Source organism: Adlercreutzia equolifaciens (assembly GCF_029076695.1).
GTDB classification, from domain to species: Bacteria; Actinomycetota; Coriobacteriia; order Coriobacteriales; family Eggerthellaceae; genus Adlercreutzia; species Adlercreutzia equolifaciens_A.
Map to the genome: position 1 here is coordinate 1 of NZ_JARFIK010000451.1, position 296 is coordinate 296.

The following is a 296-nucleotide window of genomic DNA, read 5'->3' on the forward strand; positions in this document are numbered from 1 at the left end:
TGTTCATCACCCCAAGCGAACCGATTACCAACACTATCAGCAACATTTTCAGCCGCATCGGCGAGAGCTTTCTTGTTTATGAAGCAGCGCTGGAAGATGCAGTGCGCCTTGCCCAAAGCCATATCGACCAGGGACAGGCCATGGTTGTAGTCAGCAACGGCGGCACGGCTGCCCTGCTTAAAGCAGCCCTCAAAACGCATGTGCTGGAGCTTAGGTATACGAGCGTGGACATGCTGCGCGCAGTCAACCGCGCTTTTGGCCTTGCGGATAAAATCGCGGTGGTGGGATTTGAATCC

At 54.7% G+C, this 296-nt stretch carries 1 protein-coding gene; it reads left to right on the forward strand.

The window, feature by feature from the left end; genetic code table 11:
* Positions 1 to 296 (forward strand): PrpR N-terminal domain-containing protein (locus PZH32_RS13135; protein WP_275208694.1); only part of this gene is annotated, 296 nt, incomplete at both ends.